Raw genomic sequence first — 1445 nt, 5'->3', positions numbered from 1 at the left:
GAGCCTGTCAATATGTTTGTGTAAGTGGGCTGGGTCACAGGTGGGGGTTGATTCGTTCCGGGTAGGCCAGGGCCAGCTGTTGGAGGGCTTGTTTCCAGTTGGTGGTTACCGCTCCTTCCACGAGCCGGCCCTTGGCTTTGCGTTTGCTGGCGGGTAGGTTCTTCTCCTTCTCGCGCTGTCTGGCGCGCTTGTCCTCGATGTTGCAGATCGCCAGCCACAGCAGCTTCACCGCGGCGGCGTCGGAGGGGAACTGTCCCCGGTTCTTCGACACCTTGCGCAGCTGGTAGTTCAGCGACTCGATGGAGTTGGTTGTGTAGATGACCCGGCGCAGCATCGGCGGGAACGCCAGGAACGGCGTGAACCGCTCCCAGGCGTCGGTGAAGGTCTTGACCGCCGCCGGGTAACGCTGGCCGAGTTCGCTGGTCTCGAAGGCCGCCAGGGCCTCCAGGGCGGCCTCCTCGTTGGCGGCCTGGTATATCGGCCGCAGGGCGGTGCACACGGCCTTGCGGTCCTTGTAGGACACGAACCGTGTGGCGGCCCGGATCAGGTGCACCACGCAGGTCTGGACGGTGGCCTGCGGCCAGGTCGCCTCGATCGCCTCGGGGAACCCGGTCAGCCCGTCGCAGCACACGATCAGCACGTCCTGGACGCCGCGGTTGGCCAGCTCGGCGCACACCCCGGCCCAGAACTTCGCCCCCTCATGGGCCTGTACCCAGATCCCCAGCACGTGCTTGATTCCGTCCATGTCCACGCCAACGGCGATGTGGGCGGCCCGGTTGGAAACATGGGCTCCGTCACGGATCTTGACCACGATCGCGTCCAGGTAGATCACCGGGTAGAGAGACTCCAGCGGCCGGTGCTGCCAGGCCAGGACCTCCTCGCCGATCTGGTCGGTGATCTTGCTGATCGTCTCGTGGCTCAGCTCGGTGCCGATGGTCGAGGCCAGATGGTGCTGGATGTCCCGCACCGTCATTCCGCCGGCGTACAGGCTGATGATCATCCCGTCCAGGCCGTCCAGGCGGCGTTGTCCCTTGGGTACCAGCATCGGCGCGAAGGTGCCGGCTCTGTCCCGCGGCACGTCCAGGTCGACATCCCCGACCTCGGTGCTGATCGTCTTACGGCTGGTGCCGTTTCGGGAGTTGGGATGCGCCGCGGCGTCCGCAGCGCCCTTCTCATAGCCCAAGTGGCTGGTCAGCTCGGCCTCAAGACCCCGCTCCAAGGCCGCCTTGAGCACGCCGGTCAGCAGGCCATCCTCTCCAGTCAACGGGGTACCGGCATCGATCTGCGCGAAGATCTCATCCAACGCGCCCGAGGCCTTCAACTCCTCAGCGACCTTACGCTGCCGCTCACCAGCCGCAGCCCGCTCCTCATTCACATTCACACTCACAGTCTCATCTCCTTACAGACCAGCCCACCACCCCTTACACAAACAATCTGACACCCTC

1 protein-coding gene is annotated in these 1445 nt (G+C 65.0%); it reads right to left on the bottom strand.

Features of this window, described 5'->3' with window-relative positions; translation table 11 throughout:
- Nucleotides 1–34 precede the first annotated feature (34 nt).
- Nucleotides 35–1381, bottom strand: a complete 1347-nt coding sequence (locus GZ998_RS00090) for an IS256 family transposase (RefSeq protein ID WP_374939127.1) — start codon at nucleotides 1379–1381, stop codon at nucleotides 35–37.
- Nucleotides 1382–1445 lie beyond the last annotated feature (64 nt).

The organism is Actinomyces sp. 594, from assembly GCF_019325145.1.
Classification (GTDB): Bacteria; Actinomycetota; Actinomycetes; order Actinomycetales; family Actinomycetaceae; genus Actinomyces.
The sequence above is the reverse complement of the archived record's forward strand: the minus strand, read 5'-3'. Positions and strand labels throughout refer to the sequence as shown.